10 protein-coding genes are annotated in these 13,940 nt (G+C 37.1%); 4 read left to right on the top strand and 6 right to left on the bottom strand.

Translation table 11 applies throughout. The annotated features are described in order from the left end of the window. Both BM179_RS22790 and BM179_RS22785 read right to left on the bottom strand, forming a co-directional pair. Nucleotides 1-1,850: DUF11 domain-containing protein (locus BM179_RS22790; protein WP_143095301.1), on the bottom strand; the 1,850-nt coding region annotated here is incomplete at its 3' end. Between the two features lie 886 nt (nucleotides 1,851-2,736). Next, entirely contained in the window at nucleotides 2,737-3,621 is an 885-nt protein-coding gene (locus BM179_RS22785; RefSeq protein WP_092019479.1) for a glycoside hydrolase family 16 protein, read from the bottom strand. Between the two features lie 230 nt (nucleotides 3,622-3,851). Between BM179_RS22785 and BM179_RS22775 the strand changes: the two genes are divergently transcribed. The 3 genes from BM179_RS22775 to htpG all read left to right on the top strand — a co-directional run bounded on the left by BM179_RS22775 (nucleotide 3,852) and on the right by htpG (nucleotide 7,483). After that, nucleotides 3,852-4,451 carry a TetR/AcrR family transcriptional regulator gene (locus tag BM179_RS22775; protein ID WP_092019477.1) on the top strand — a complete coding sequence of 200 codons (600 nt, stop codon included), beginning with the start codon at nucleotides 3,852-3,854 and terminating at the stop codon, nucleotides 4,449-4,451. 167 nt (nucleotides 4,452-4,618) lie between these two features. After that, entirely contained in the window at nucleotides 4,619-5,365 is a 747-nt protein-coding gene (locus BM179_RS22770) for an SDR family oxidoreductase (protein WP_092019476.1), read from the top strand. 300 nt (nucleotides 5,366-5,665) lie between these two features. After that, complete coding sequence (gene htpG / locus BM179_RS22765) at nucleotides 5,666-7,483, top strand: molecular chaperone HtpG (RefSeq protein WP_092019487.1); 1,818 nt, start codon at nucleotides 5,666-5,668, stop codon at nucleotides 7,481-7,483. A gap of 195 nt (nucleotides 7,484-7,678) precedes the next feature. Here htpG and BM179_RS22760 read toward each other — a convergent pair whose 3' ends face one another. Next, nucleotides 7,679-8,326: a T9SS type A sorting domain-containing protein gene (locus BM179_RS22760; protein WP_092019475.1), complete on the bottom strand. Its 648-nt coding sequence runs from the start codon at nucleotides 8,324-8,326 to the stop codon at nucleotides 7,679-7,681. Nucleotides 8,327-8,555: 229 nt separating this feature from the next. Beyond that, a complete protein-coding gene (locus BM179_RS22755) occupies nucleotides 8,556-10,184 on the bottom strand; it encodes an OstA-like protein (protein ID WP_218159275.1) in 1,629 nt (542 codons plus the stop codon). A 213-nt stretch (nucleotides 10,185-10,397) separates the two neighbouring features. Between BM179_RS22755 and tilS the strand changes: the two genes are divergently transcribed. Then, entirely contained in the window at nucleotides 10,398-11,723 is a 1,326-nt protein-coding gene (gene tilS, locus BM179_RS22750) for a tRNA lysidine(34) synthetase TilS (protein WP_092019473.1), read from the top strand. Between the two features lie 56 nt (nucleotides 11,724-11,779). Here tilS and porD read toward each other — a convergent pair whose 3' ends face one another. Both porD and coaBC read right to left on the bottom strand, forming a co-directional pair. Further along, a complete protein-coding gene (porD, locus tag BM179_RS22745; protein WP_092019472.1) occupies nucleotides 11,780-12,691 on the bottom strand; it encodes a type IX secretion system protein PorD in 912 nt (303 codons plus the stop codon). Nucleotides 12,692-12,711: 20 nt separating this feature from the next. Then, nucleotides 12,712-13,929: a bifunctional phosphopantothenoylcysteine decarboxylase/phosphopantothenate--cysteine ligase CoaBC gene (gene coaBC / locus BM179_RS22740; protein WP_092019471.1), complete on the bottom strand. Its 1,218-nt coding sequence runs from the start codon at nucleotides 13,927-13,929 to the stop codon at nucleotides 12,712-12,714. Between the last annotated feature and the right edge of the window lie 11 nt (nucleotides 13,930-13,940).

Below are 13,940 nucleotides of genomic sequence, written 5' to 3'. Positions count from 1 at the left end.
TTTATTAAACCACCAGCACAAATAGGACTAACTGGACTTATCACAATTGTAGCTGGATTTGCACAATTACATGGTGTGATTGTCACTGTGATTGGTTTGCCAATACTTACACATTTCGAAGAAGATATTTCAAATACATAATATGTTCCTCCTGAAACTGCTGTAGCATTTGATACCAGACTAGCTCTGGTAGTATCATTACTTGTATGGAATTCTATTACGCCCCCAGGTGTTGATGCCGTAACATTCGGCACCAGATTAGCTGTCACAGAAGGACAGTTGTTTCCTACATTGGTTACAGCTAAGATTGGATTGGGCTTCTTATTAATTATGACAGTTCGGGTAGCCGTTGCTGGCGTACAAAGCCCGTTAGGGCCATCCGGGTCATCTGTAATTACTGTAAATGTTACTGTTCCCGCTGTTGTATCTGCGGCTGAAGGAGTGTAAGTAGTTGTTAAACCGGTTGTACTGGTAAACCCGGAAGTACCGGAACTTGACGAAGACCAGTTAACTCCTGTTGCACTTCCACCAATTGTTGCTGTCAGGTTTATTACATCTCCCGCACAAACAGGAGCAACCGGGGTTATAGCCACGGTTGGTGCATTCTGACAAGGTCCGTTTTCTACTATAATATTACAACATCCATTTGCAGGACAGTTACTAACGCTGGTAGTAAAATTATATATACCTGCAGCAGTTATAAATAATGAATCATTTCTGACAAAAGCTCCCTGAGTACTTGGTGTAATTATCGAGCCATCTTTATACCAAGTAGTGTTGGTATAACCAGCCGGAAGTCCTACAGCATACTCTTCTCCATCATATATATATAAAGGAACTGTAAAACAAACTGCATCCTGATCATCTTCAGTCAGAACATGATTATTAGGAGTAGAAGCCTGATCTATTTCGTTTTCATGAGTTACTTCAGCCACATTGAACCAAACCCCTTGTGCTATCACCTTTGTTTTGATTTCAATAATGGCACTATCGCCATTTACCAATGTACCTACTGACCAGATTTTGGTAGCATCGGAATATCCCCCGCTTCCTCTGACAATTGAAGTACTGACAAATTGTACTCCGGCAGGGAGATTATCAGTAACCTCAACACCCGTCGCCTGAGCATTGCCTTTGTTATTGATCTTTACATTATATACAACCTCATCGCCGATAGCATATTTCGCCTGAGGTGCAACAATTGTCTTCTTTAACTTTAAGTGTGGATTTTGCGCCCGGGCAGAAAACCCAAAAGCAAATACCATAAACAATCCCGACAATAGTAAACCTGAAAACTTATTAAAAGATGACCGGGTTTTGGAGGACAGACTTAAAGCATAAGTATTCTTCCCGGATAAATCAGGAAGAAAATTAACATCGGAAGTAAGACCGACTATTACCGATAGTAAGTCTCTGAATGGGCGAAGAAATGTATTCTTCAATTCATGACTTTTAAGCGTTGACTCACTACTTTCAAACGCTCGTCTCAGGTAAGTAAAAAAATTCATTTGTTTTACGTTTTGTGGGTACAATATACTCGAATGGAAAGGTGCGGCGGGGCTATTATTATTAGATGTATTAGCAAGGAGGTTTTCCTGTAAGCCAATAGGATTTCTGTTTTGCTCTACCAAAACGGGATTTTCATTCTGATACGCAGAGGATTGCTCGGACGAAATAAACTCTCCGCCACTCGGTTGAGCAGCGAAAGCATATATCTTTTTGTAAATTTTACCAACAAGCATCACTATCGAACCTAATACAAAGTCCGAAGTATTCTTTTGGGAAAGGGATGAAAAAGTGAGGTCTTTCATATTATTATTACCATCACTGAACGTAGAGGTTCGTTTCATCTGTAAAAAGTTTAAAATACCAAATTGAAAAATATTACTCACCAAAATAATCTTCAAAGCCGATGGTTAGTAAAACCTGTTTCAGCTTAAAAAAACTTCAGCTATTCCCAGTATATGGATAGACTTAAGTTTTAAAGACAAAATCATTGTGTTTCCAGACAAATTCCGGAAAATACATTTCTCCAAATGATCTGATCTACTGATTTTATTCCAACATAACGGTGGGTTGAAAAATCAACAACTTCAATTGCTGGAAGTTTTTGGCGGGTATATCTCATGAAGTTTAGCAATTCCTCACATCAATAATATACTGAAATGAGACAAAAGTCATGCCAGAAATACCCACAAAAAACAACAAAACAGCTGACAGACGCTTAAATACATGAATGAATAAAAAAGCTGAACGAAGCCAAACAAGACCTGTAAAATCTTCAGTTTTCAGTATTCAGATCAAGATTTTTACCGGTTAATATCCGGTAAGCATCTGTAAAAGATTCATTGTTTCAAATCATTTGAATCATCTTTTCCAACTTTCAGGAAAAAGTGCAATACTGCCGGACATTGGATGAATCTCAGAATGACATTCGCGATAAACCGAAAATGACATAAAGAAATGAGCCATGTATTGGCAAAACAAATTCGTAAAACGTGGGATTATGACAATGAGAAGACGCATGTTTAAATCTCAGAAGCGAGAAAACACAGCGAATTTAACCTTTGTCAAGGTCTGGAAAGAAAGTCTTAATAATGATAAGATTAAAATGCGAGCGAAGCTAACCGTAACCCGATATATGCTTTGTGTTGTAAAATAAAAAACTTCCTGAGACAAAACCAAATTTTCCTTCTTTTTTTTAGAGTAGTTAAGAAAAAAGATATCATATGTCAATTACTGATGAGATACATATGCCCTTACCCAATCAATATACATAATTCCGGGTAGAATATTCCCTTTTTTCATATGGGGAAAGAATAATCCTCCAACAGCCAGATTCAGCGTTATCTTCTCTCTTTTATCAAAAAGTTCAGGAATTGCCCCACCGGTTTTTCTATCTACCTCTTTGCCATCCAATAAATAGACCAAATACTCTTTCCCCCGGATCAATTCATACACATGATATTCCTCCGACAGGTCTATACCCGGTTCCACAGAATTCTCCGGGTTATTTACCAGATTTTGGCCAGGAAAATTTCCATAAAAGTAATTGGTGAAATATTTTGACGTCTCCTCCCCTCTGGCTTCCATAATATCAATTTCTCCTTTAGTCGGCCAGAGATCTCCATAAGCCCAGAATGCAGACCACATCCCGTAGCCCCGAGCTATCTTAATTCTAGCCGCTATTCTTAATTCCGGATTTGCAGCCGATGGCCCAAAGGTCTGTTTTGTCTCAATTCTTGCTGACGAAAATTCAAAGTCCTGCAACAATTTTATATCCGGTCTTAAAAATCCTGTAACTTTCTCCTTCCTGGCGATAATTTGTAAAGTTCCCTCCTCTATTAAAAGATTTTCTTCCTGATAATGTTGTAGCTCTTCATTAAATGCTCCACCCTTCCAAATATCCCACTGACTCAAATCAGCGTTAAATTCTTCCTCAAAAATTTTAGTCCATTTTTTACCTGTCCCGACTGGTTCTTTCACAAAATCAGTAGCAATGGAAATACGGTCTTTAATCTCTTTATTCTTTTTAGCATTTGCCGACTGAGCAAAAATCTGATTTCCCAAAAGTGAAATCTGAAACAGAAAACAACAAATCCAAAATGATAAACTCTTCATGCTGGTCTAAAAGTAATTGTTTGATCGTAAAAATCAATCTGCCTCAATCTCCTGTTTAAAATTTTTACTATTCTACATTCAGCTATTCCATTTACAAAAAGATCTTTAAAAAAATCGGGAAAATATTTGTTTGTAAATATACCGATCGGTATATTTGTATCGTAATTATAATCAGAAACAACATTATTTAATTTATCAGCTTTATTATTAATATCTGACAACTCATTAAAATGAAATTTGTCCCAAGATCAGAGAAAACCAGACAATTTATCATTGAAACTACTGCAAAGATTTTCAATATGAAAGGCTATGCCGGAACATCAATGTCTGATTTAACTGAAGCGACGAAACTGACAAAAGGAAGTATTTATGGTAACTTCCAGAATAAAGATGAGGTTGCTCTGGCTGTATTCAACTATAATTCCGAAAAACGTGCTGAAATAATTATCGGAAAACTTGCAGGTGAAAGCACCAGCACAGCAAAACTGATCGCTTTTGCTAATCTTTTCGGCAGCGCAGAGAATACTGTTTTTCCGGAAGGAGGCTGCCCTTTATTAAATACGGCTGTTGAAGCTGATGACACACATGAACCATTAAGAATCCGGGTCGCTGAAGAATTTCAGGGATTACAGGAACTTATAAGTTCTGTTATAAAAACCGGTATTGAAAAAGGTGAATTTAAAAAAGATACAGAACCTGTAAAAACAGCATTTTCAATTATTGCAATGATTGAAGGGGGCATTTTACTTTCCAGAGCCTTTAAAAACAATTTTCATCTGGATGTCATTGTAGAATCAGTAAAAGAACTTATCAAAAAGATTTCAAATTAATTAACAGTTTTTTTTATCCAGAAATATACCAATCGGTATATGGCCTTAATTTTAGAATCATCTGATAATCATTTGTTTTTGTTCAAAAATATACCGATTGGTATATAAATATTACAAACCATTTCTGAATTCAAAAAAACATTAAAACAATAAATCAAATTAAAAAAATGAATACTACCAATAATACCATTTTAATTACCGGCGGAAGTGCTGGTATCGGCTTTGAAATTGCGAAGCTGTTTTCTCAAAAAGGGAACCATGTAATTATTACGGGAAGAAATGCAGAAAAGCTGGAAAAAGCTGCTGCACAGTTGCAGCATGTAACAGCAATCGTTTCGGATGTGAACAATGAAGCTGATGTAAATATCTTAGCAGAACGTCTTAATAAAGATTTTCCTCAATTGAATATTTTAATTAATAACGCCGGGAATGTTTCTGTTTATTCTCTTTTGGATAATGAAGCAAATGCGGCAGAAAAAGCCAGAGAAGAAATGCAAACCAATTATTTTTCCGTGATTAACCTGACGGAAAAGTTATTACCGTTACTTCATAAACAAAAAGAGGCTGCAATTGTAAATGTGACATCCATTACGGCATTGGTTCCGGCATTAAGTATCCCTACTTACAGCGCCAGTAAAGCTGCCCTTCGTTCTTATTCCCAGGCACTAAGATTATCACTTTCTAAAAACTCAGCGATTAAGGTTTTTGAATTATTACCGCCATTGGTTAATACTGATTTTTCTAAAGAAATTGGCGGAGAAAAAGGAATCGATCCTTCTGTGGTAGCATCTGACCTTTTCAATGCTATTCAAAATGAAGAATATGAAGTACAGGTTGGTGGCACGGCCTCTATCTACAAATTGTTCCTTAGCTCCCCTTCTCAGGCTTTACTGGCTTTAAATTCTGTGGAATAATTTAACAGTACTCTTCTTTATGAGACATATTATTGACTAAAATCTCATAAAGAAGAGTCTTTTCCTGATTTTCCGGAGAAACCGATCCTCTTTGAAGTCAGTTTTATCAGTCCGGTTAAAATCAAAACCTGCAACTTTGAGGTTTTATCTGTAAAATCAGTATTCTGCTCTGACAATTTGACATTTTTGAGTAAATGGAATAACATTTGACATCTAAGAGTTTCGTCAGCGTTTTATTCGGCTGATACATCTTTAGATTATTTAATGACAATCTGGTACAATTAAAATGACAAAATGACTATGCAAGAAAAAGGTAACATCTCGATTCATACCGAAAATATCTTTCCCATTATCAAGAAGTTCCTCTACTCTGATCACGAGATTTTCTTGCGGGAGCTGGTTTCTAATGCGGTTGATGCTTCCCAAAAGATTAAGAGACTTGCTTCTATCGGCGAGTACAATGGTGACCTGGGCGAGTTGAAAGTAAAAGTGAGTTTTGATAAAGAAGCAAAAACCATCACGATTTCTGATTCAGGTCTTGGAATGACTGCCGAGGAAATCAAGAAATATATTAATCAGATTGCTTTTTCAGGTGCCACTGAATTCGTGGAAAAATACAAAGACAAAGGTGATGAAAAAGCTATTATCGGGCATTTCGGTCTTGGCTTTTACTCAGCTTTTATGGTAGCCGGACAAGTTGAAATCAACACAAAATCTTATCAGGAAAATACAGAATCTGCCCGTTGGATCTGTGATGGTTCGACCGAATTTGAAATCTCGGCAGGTAATCGTGAAACTCGGGGAACCGATATTACTTTATACATTGCAGAAGATTCCGAAGAGTTTCTGGATGAACTAAGAATCAAGCAGATACTTGAAAAATATTGCAAATTCCTTCCAATAGAGATTGAGTTTCAGGATAAAATTGTCAATAATCCGGCACCGATCTGGGCTAAGTCTCCTTCCGAATTATCAGATGAAGACTATTTAAAATTCTACGAAGAACTTTATCCTTTTGCGGAGAAACCATTATTCTGGATTCATCTGAATGTAGATTATCCTTTTAATTTAACGGGGATTCTTTACTTCCCGAAAGTTAAAAACGAACTTCAGCTTCAACGTGAAAAAATCCAATTATACAGTCGTCAGGTATTTATTACGGATGAGGTAAAAGATGTTGTTCCGGAGTTCCTGATGTTATTACATGGTGTGATTGATTCCCCGGATATTCCTCTGAACGTTTCACGTAGTTTCCTTCAGGCTGACTCTAACGTTAAGAAGATCAATACTTATATTACCAAAAAAGTGGCTGATAAACTCGGTGATCTTTTCAAATCGGATCGTCAGGGTTTTGAGGAAAAATTTGAAAATATCGGCATTTTCGTTAAATATGGTATGATCTCTGACGAAAAATTCTACGATCGTGCCAAAGATTATTGCCTGGTTCAGAATACTGACGGAAAATTATTCACGCTGAATGAATATGCTGAATTTGTTCAGGCAAATCAGAAGGATAAAAATGATGATGTTATTTATCTGTACAGCTCTGATGTTCTGGCACAGGATGGTTTTATTCAGTCCGCAAAAAAACGTGGTTATGATGTTCTGAAACTTGATTCTGTATTGGATAATCATTTCATCAATATGCTGGAGCAAAAAATTGTGAAGACGCATCTGAAGAGAGTTGACGCTGACACCATTGAGAAGCTTATTGACAACGGAATAGTTATTGAAACTATCCTTTCTGAAGAGGATAAAAATACCATAAAAGGCATTTTTGAGGAAGTTATCAGCGATAAATCTAAATCTGTAGTACTCGAAGCGATGCCTGTAGATGAATTACCGGCAGTTATTACTCAGAATGAATTTATGAGAAGAATGACCGATATGTCTCGTGTTGGCGGCGGCGGTATGGGCATGTTCGGAGCTATGCCAAATAATTATATTGTTTCGGTAAATGCGAACCATCCATCTGTCAGTAAAATCCTTCAGACTTCTGAGGCAGCGGATCAGAAAAAACTTGCGAAGCAAATTTATGATCTTGCGTTATTGTCACAAAATATGCTGACCGGAGCAGAGCTGACGGCCTTCATTCAAAGAACCGCAGTAGCTTTGTAAAGTAAACAAATATTAATCAGAAAGGGTGAAAGATTTGCTGAAAAGCAATTTCTTTCACCCTTTTTTAATATTATTTTGCCGGAATAAGGTATAAAAAATCCGGATTACCCCGCATTTTATGCTGCAACCCGGACTAATATTATTTCTGAAATTAACTTTAAACAGTCATTTTGGAAGTTAATTTTCAGCTGCCCTTCATAATTGATGACGGACCAGTAATTTCTTTGTAACCAAAGATTTTCCGTCGGCTGTAAGTTGATATAAATAGATTCCGTTGCTTAAATCACGGGTCTGAATTCTTACTTTCTTATCATCTTTATCCAGAATAACTTCTTTCACCTCCGCCCCTAAAACATTGTAAAAAGTGATCTTTGCTTCATTGATAGATGGTGAAATGGAATAGTCAATTTCAACATTCTCATTAGCAGGATTGGGATAGATATTAGAAACGCTCAATTTATCACTATAATACAGCTTGTCTTCCATGTTCACATACTCTTCTGCGGCCTGTTTATTGTCATTGATTGAAGCTGCTACCTGCGCCTGATCAGACTTATTATTTCTCAGACTGCTTAATAAAGAGTTGCTGAAATACTGATTAATTGCTGTTGAACGTTTATACTGTATATTTCTGTCCAGACTTAAAAGCTGCGGTTGGTATATGATAAAGGATTTTTTCTGAAAAGATAATGGCGTTGCTGCCGAGGCAGTCTTGGGCTTAGGTCTTATGTCCAAACGGCTTTTATATCTGCTTTCTGTCTGGGTCTGGGCAAAAGTATTAACGGCTGACAGCGAAGCTATCAAGTATAAGGTTAACCATAAATATCTGTGTAGAGGTTTCATTTCATTTAATAATTCGTATGATAGTTTTATTTAATCCCTGCTTTTGCATCTAATCTGATACCATTTACTCGTTTCTTTAGTATTATATTACTTAGACTCAAAAAAATGGCAATTGGTTGCAAAACATTTAGAAAATTTCGACGTTTTCTTATTTTAATGGGATTAAAAGCATTTTTTTATATACCAAAACTCGCCATTTAAACAAAAGTATATCAAAATAATTCAAAAATCAAAGTTTTAAGGGCTTTTTCTTTGCCGATTTACTTTTCGGTACGGAAGGAGATTGCTTTTTAACCGGCTCTCTCTCTTTTTTCACCAAAACACTGTCAGTCAGGACTTTCTTAACAATTGGTGGCGGAGTAACCCTTGCAATAATTGTCTCCTTAGTGGGTTTCTCATTCAATCGCCACTTAAATCCATCCAATTGCTTTAAATCTTCATTAATTTCTTTCGGTGGAACAAACTTTGCATCCGGTTTGGCGATAAAAGCAATTCTGTTCACTTTATTCTTTTTGAAAGCAATATTCATCTTACTGCATTCTACCCTATTCATACCCGTCAGCTTATTTTTCTCATCCACCGCAAAATAAATACTCTCTCCGTTTCCATCTACTGTAACTTTTTCAAGCTTCGATTCTTTGGTAAAATTGGCAACAATTTTCCGTCCTTTTACCTGATTGAAGTTCTTCAATGTATCCAATGAAATCACGAAAGATTTCCCTTTCATATTCATCAGATTGATTTTATTATTTACCAGCAGAATATTAATAGAATCTGCTTCAGACTGATTTCCGGCACTCCAGAGAATAGGTTTCTGATAGAAATAAATCGTCGAATCAGATACATTATAACTTAAAGAATCACATTTTCCGGCAAGGTCTGACTTGTAAATCAAGACCTTCTTGTAAGCGTACATTTTACGGACTTTCGTCTCTTTATTATCAAGCGAAACAAGCGTATCTCCGGTCAGAAATAAGGTATCATTTTCCAGAATATTCTTCATCAGCGCATTTCCATAAACCCTGGTTATTCCGGTTTGTCCGTAATATCTGCCCTGGTTTCCGGTCAGAATCACTTTATCTTTCCTTGAAACAAAAATCACATTTCCTTTCGAAATACCTATTTTAGTGGGGGTATCATAGAAAAGTGTATCTGCTGTCAGAATATAATCTTCCATCTTAGCGGTCGACCTTCCTGTGAAATTTGACAGTTTTGTGACGGTATTGTACATCCCGGCATTGGCATACATCGTATCCTTCTTGTTAACTATTTCAGTAGGACTGATAAAAAATGCCTCTTTTGAGGCCGTACTATACCTCAGTGAATCCGCCTTCAACGTCCCATCCTTATCTGCTACCCTTACGTCTTTTTTGAAAAGGAATATTTTGGTTACCGTATTATAATGCCCCTCCATACTCGTAAGTGTACTTTTCTTATCGATTATTCTTCCGCCTGTATTGTACACCGCCATTCTTGAATTGAGGTCATAATCAAGCTTTTTAGTGGTTAGTACAATCGTTTTATCATCCAGTTTTACCCTTCCGTTTATCAGGGCCTTTCTGTCATTTCCAAAATAAAAGGCGGTATCACCGGTAATAGTAACAGTATCTGCCTGTAAAATCCTGACCTTTCCATATGCTTCGAGGTTATTGGTGGTCGAGTTCAAAATCGCCAGATCACAGTATAATAAAGTGGTCCCTTGCCTTAAACTTACGTTCCCCATCAGTTTCCGGACTTCCATAAAAGCCTGATTTAATCCGACAAGGCTATCCGCTTTAATAATCTCTACCTGGTTCGGGCCCGGATTTATGGTCCTGCCCGCAGCCTGCCCGCAAACCTTACTGCCTGCAAACAGCATCAGAAATGAAATAAAGTATGATATTTTTCTGAAATACATCAATATCTAAAAGAAGCAATTCATCTAAAAAAAGGCTGTTTTAGTAATTTTCAGAGCTATTCTAATTATTAAATCTGAACTTTTCAAAAACTAAATCCCTTGCATTTTTTTAAGAATCAGTACTAATTGCGAACTTTACACAATAATTTATTTACAAAATTAACCAATTCCCCGATGCTGAACGACTTTTTAACGTTTATTAACAAAGAAAACCTCTTTTCAACCAATCATAAGATCCTTTTGGCGGTAAGTGGAGGCATGGATTCGGTGGTAATGTGTGAACTTTTTCATCAGGCAAAATTAGATTTCGCAATTGCTCACTGCAATTTCGGACTGAGAGGAGATGAATCTAATGATGATGAATTATTTGTCAAAAAGCTTTCTATAAAATATAAGGTACCTTTTTTCGTAACGACTTTTCAAACCGCAGAATTTGCCGAAAACGAAAAGTTATCTACACAAATGGCCGCCAGAATTCTTCGTTATGATTGGTTTGAAAAAATACGAAAGGACAATAATTTTGATTTTGTTGCCACTGCACATCATCAGAATGACGTGCTTGAAACTATTTTACTGAACTTAACGAAGGGTACAGGCATTGCTGGCTTACATGGTATCCGTATTAAAAACAACCAGATTATCAGGCCGATATGGTTTGCTGAAAAGGAAATGATTTTTGATTTTGTAGTTGAAAATCAACTGATATGGAGAGAAGACTCTTCCAACGAATCTAACAAATACCAGAGAAATCTGATCAGAAATGAAGTCGTTCCTTTGTTAAAACAGATTAACCCGAATCTGGAACAAACCATCCTTCACACGGTTGGGAAAGTTAAGGCTGCCGAGGAGATTTTCGAACAGGAGATAGAATTACTCAGAAGTCAGACCATCTGGTCTGGAAATGGCGCTTATTACGTCAATTTTAAAGCTATACAAACCTTATCAAGTCCGGTAATAAAACTTGAAGAATTATTAAAGCCTTTTCATTTCAATTATACCCAGGCTCAGGAAATTTTTGAAGCATTTGACAAAGAGGCCGGAAAAATATTCCACTCTCCTACTCACACTTTGGTAAAAGATCGTACAGAGTTAGTAATTACCGAAAGAGATTTACAGGAATTTTCAAGTTTACTTGTTAACAAAGAACAAACAAGTGTAGCTGTCGCACAAATAGAGATTAATATTGAGCATTCCGACCTCCCTGAAGGTTTTCAGATTCCAACGACCAAAAAGATTGCCTGTCTCGACGCTGATCTGTTAAAATTCCCGCTTCAGTTAAGAAAATACAAGGAAGGGGACTGGTTTTGTCCGCTTGGAATGAATAAAAAGAAGTTAATCAGTGATTTCCTTACCGATCTGAAAATACCACTTAATCTCAAGAAACAAGTGTATGTGCTGACTTCTAATGGTTCTGTGGTCTGGATTATCGGTCATAGAATCGACAATCGTTTTAAAGTAACCGAGAAAACAGTCAAAATCTGTAAAATGGAGCTGAAATAGGAGTCTCTTACTTACTTATGCGCTGTGCGTCACAGCGCATAAGTAAGTAATTCATTTTATTTGGAAAGTCTTCTGTAAGCATCTGTCCTGGTCGGATCCAGAGAAGTTAATAGCGTAAAAGCTTTCTTCTTATCGTCAGGATTAGCATCCAGGAAAATATTCAGTAATTCTTCTGATTTTGTATCAAAAAACATTCTGGTAAGCGCTGATCCGGGACGAATCTGATTAATTTGTCTGATATTATTGAGGTATTCCAGAAGCTGCTTTCTGCCATCATCAGGATTATTAATAAAATTATCCAGCACAAGTCTGTGGTAAGTATAAAAACCTTCACGAATACCTGACATTTGCTGGTTTTGAAGGTTTTCTGACAACCAGTAACGGTTTCTGATATCATTACTGGAAACCCATCCTCCTCCTGCTACCTGCGCAAGATTGACAAGATTATACAACTTCTGAACATACAGATTGCCTCCAAGTTTACTGAAAGAATCATAATCCACTGTTAATGCTGTATACGCATAAAAAGCAAGCATAGAAGTTAAATTATCAGTAAAGGAGTTATCATTGTAGTTAATCGGACTACCCTGCAAATACCTGAAATTGAAGCTTTTATCAAAAAAATTCAAAATAGCGGTTTCATAGGAAGTGCCATAAACAGGACGGAAAACCTGAAATCTTGCACTGGCTTCATAATCTCCCTGTGCGGTTGCTTTTACCAGAATAATATTCAGTGAACAATTAATACGTTCTTCCTGCTGAAACTGATCATTGGTCCATCGTCTGCCATTGATAAATTCCTGCATAACATTTTCCAGCTCCCGATAAATCTGAGAAGTACCTCTTTGCTGATCAATTTGCAGCTGATCTGTATTGATAACCACTTTACAGTTCAATTCCTGAGCTTTTCCTTCAAAAATTGCCAGGTAAAGCGTACAAACCAACAGGTAAAATAACTTTTTGTACATAAAATCTGACTTATAATTATTTATTTTCCAGCAATATTCTCTTTCAGTTTTCTGACAATTGTTTCTACAATATCTCCGGCCACATCAGTTTTAGCCTTTAATTCAAATTCCTCGACCTTTTCAGTCTGATCAATAATTCTGATTTTATTGGTATCATACCCAAAACCTGCTCCGGAGTCTCTGAGAGAATTTAATACAATCAAATCAAGGTTTTTGGATTTCAGTTTACCCTTGGCATTTTCCAGCTCATTGTCTGTTTCAAGGGCAAAACCAACCATAAACTGGCCTGTTTTTTTCCTGGCTCCCAGGGTTCTGGCAATATCTGTGGTTTTGGTCAGTTCAATTGAAAACGTTGCTTCTGACTTTTTTATTTTCTTATCCGCTACCACTGCCGGAGTATAATCAGCTACAGCGGCTGCCAGAATGATAATTTCAGCGGCATCAAAGTGTTCTTTTACTGCCTGATACATTTCCTCTGCAGAATGAACCTTTTGTAAATTTACAGAAAAATCAGGCGATTTTAAAGCAACCGGGCCACTTACCAGGGTAACCTCTGCACCGGCTTTTGCCATTTTATCTGCAATAGCATAACCCATTTTTCCGGTAGAATGATTACTGATAAACCGTACAGGGTCAATTGCCTCCTGAGTTGGCCCTGCTGTGATCAGAACCCGCTTCCCTTTCAGCTCAGGAATTACCGTAAAATGTTTTTTCAATACTTCTACCAGCTCTTCCGGTTCCGCCATTCTCCCCTCTCCTGTTAAACCACTGGCTAATTCTCCGTATCCGGCATTTATAATCTCATTCCCGAATGATTTTAGTTTACGCAGATTTTCAAGCGTGCCGGGGTGCTTATACATGTCAAGATCCATTGCCGGGGCAAACAACACAGGGCATCTTGCAGAAAGATAAACTGCCGTAAGCAGGTCATCGCAAATACCATTGGCACATTTTGCAAGCGTATGAGCTGTTGCCGGAGCGATCAGCATGATATCTGCCCAAAGACCTAAATCCACATGGTTATTCCAAAGACTGGTATCATCCTTGACAAAACCGCTTAAAACCGGATTTTTAGAAAGGGTTGAAAGGGTTAAGGGCGTAATAAAATCCCTGGAAGCCTCAGTCATGACAATCTTAACTTCAGCATTTTCCTTCACTAGTAAGCGCGTCAGAAAGGCAATTTTATAGGCAGCTATACTACCTGATACCCCTATGAGAATTTTCTTGTTTTGAAGCATAAATCAGACGA

It is taken from the genome of Pseudarcicella hirudinis, from assembly GCF_900115665.1.
Taxonomy (GTDB): Bacteria; Bacteroidota; Bacteroidia; order Cytophagales; family Spirosomataceae; genus Pseudarcicella; species Pseudarcicella hirudinis.
The sequence above is the reverse complement of the archived record's forward strand: the minus strand, read 5'-3'. Positions and strand labels throughout refer to the sequence as shown.

Excerpts from the sequence above, each read along its gene's own strand:
- tilS (WP_092019473.1), top strand. The coding sequence starts at position 10,398 with ATGCTGAACGACTTTTTAACGTTTATTAACAAAGAAAACCTCTTTTCA.
- BM179_RS22785 (WP_092019479.1), bottom strand. The coding sequence starts at position 3,621 with ATGAAGAGTTTATCATTTTGGATTTGTTGTTTTCTGTTTCAGATTTCA.
- BM179_RS22755 (WP_218159275.1), bottom strand. The coding sequence starts at position 10,184 with ATGCTGTTTGCAGGCAGTAAGGTTTGCGGGCAGGCTGCGGGCAGGACC.
- BM179_RS22760 (WP_092019475.1), bottom strand. The coding sequence starts at position 8,326 with ATGAAACCTCTACACAGATATTTATGGTTAACCTTATACTTGATAGCT.
- porD (WP_092019472.1), bottom strand. The coding sequence starts at position 12,691 with ATGTACAAAAAGTTATTTTACCTGTTGGTTTGTACGCTTTACCTGGCA.
- htpG (WP_092019487.1), top strand. The coding sequence starts at position 5,666 with ATGCAAGAAAAAGGTAACATCTCGATTCATACCGAAAATATCTTTCCC.
- BM179_RS22770 (WP_092019476.1), top strand. The coding sequence starts at position 4,619 with ATGAATACTACCAATAATACCATTTTAATTACCGGCGGAAGTGCTGGT.
- BM179_RS22775 (WP_092019477.1), top strand. The coding sequence starts at position 3,852 with ATGAAATTTGTCCCAAGATCAGAGAAAACCAGACAATTTATCATTGAA.
- coaBC (WP_092019471.1), bottom strand. The coding sequence starts at position 13,929 with ATGCTTCAAAACAAGAAAATTCTCATAGGGGTATCAGGTAGTATAGCT.